This window comes from Bacillus norwichensis, assembly GCF_014836955.1.
GTDB classification, from domain to species: Bacteria; Bacillota; Bacilli; order Bacillales; family Bacillaceae_C; genus Siminovitchia; species Siminovitchia norwichensis.
Map to the genome: position 1 here is coordinate 1 of NZ_JACSPV010000098.1, position 1,544 is coordinate 1,544.

The following is a 1,544-nucleotide window of genomic DNA, read 5'->3' on the forward strand; positions in this document are numbered from 1 at the left end:
TCGGAATCGATATTGCTAAGCGCACACATTACGCTTGTTTTGTAGATGATCGAGGACGAGTGCTCCAAAAATCATTCTCTGTATCCCAGTCTGGAGGTGGCTTTGAGCTTTTCTATCAACGTGTTCTAAATGCCATGAAAGAATACGAAAAAACAGAAGTCGTTGTTGGGATTGAACCTACTGGCCATTACTGGCTCAATTTGGCCTACTTCCTTGAGGAACTGGGCATTCCCTTGGCCGTAGTCAACCCTATGCACGTCAAGCGGTCAAAAGAGTTGGATGATAATTTACCAACGAAACATGACCGTAAAGATGCATTAGTGATCGCTCGTTTAGTAAAAGATGGGCGCTTCAGTTACCCTCGTATCATGAAAGATATGGAGGCTGAACTTCGTGTTGGATCCACATTTAGAAGTAAACTGACAGTGGAATTAGGAACTGTCAAAAACATGATGATTCGCTGGTTAGATCGTTATTTTCCTGAATTTACTCAGGTATTTCCATCCTTTGGAAAAATGGCTTTGGCTGTACTTGAATGTACTCCATTTCCGAGTGATCTTCACCAGAAACAAGCCGATGATGTTTTATCCCTTTATCGGGAGGTTGAGGGGCTTAAATCCCCCCAAAGACCGAAAGCAATACGTCTCATTGAAGTCGCTGCTCATTCTATCGGAGTAACAGAGGGACGTGAGATGGCCCGTATTGAAATCACCACACTCGTTCGCCGTTACCATCAGTTAGAACAAGATATCGAAAGGATGACTCAACATTTAGTTGAACTTGTCAAAACGTCTGTAGAATACGAATGGCTATCAACGGTCCCAGGACTTGGAGATACAACGATTGTTGATCTGCTAGCTGAAATTGGAAGCTTTTCTCACTACAATGATCCACGCCAACTCATTAAACTCGCGGGATTAACATTACGTGAAAATTCCTCTGGACTGCACAAAGGACAAAAACGTATTTCCAAACGAGGCAGAAGAAAGCTGCGCGCCCTCCTGTTCCGAGTGATGATGCCGATGATTCGCCACAATGAAGCCTTTAGAAAGCTACATGAGTATTACACAAACCGAAGGGTTAATCCGCTACGCAAGAAGCAATCTATAGTGGTTCTATGTGGAAAGCTCTTAAAAGTATTACACGGGATCAGTACCAAGCAAAAAGCATTTAACGCACAGCGAATGATGAAGGATATTCCTAGCCTCACAAAGGCTATGTAAGTCCTACATCCCTTATTCAACCTAGACAACAGGATGACACGGAGAAGCTGGCACTATTTTTTCCATTCGACCACGAGTCCCTAAAGGAGCTTCGCTAGCCTCTGCCTTATGACTAGACCGAACGAAGGAATGTAGGCACATACAGATGCCAAGAGACATGGGAGGGTACGTCATCATAAGCAACGCAGAGATCCATTGTGCATCGCATATGGAAGGTATCACCACAACCAATTTTTACCAGTGGCGACCGCGTAGCGTACCCCTACACTGTAATAGTTTTACAGAATAAATAATTATTGGGAATTCGCGTGTCGAAAAAAA

Annotated in this window: 1 protein-coding gene; it reads left to right on the plus strand. The window is 43.7% G+C overall.

Annotated features, from left to right (window positions below):
• A partial coding sequence (locus tag H9631_RS22090) for an IS110 family RNA-guided transposase (RefSeq protein ID WP_225221225.1) occupies positions 1-1,223 on the plus strand: 1,223 nt, incomplete at its 5' end.
• Between the last annotated feature and the right edge of the window lie 321 nt (positions 1,224-1,544).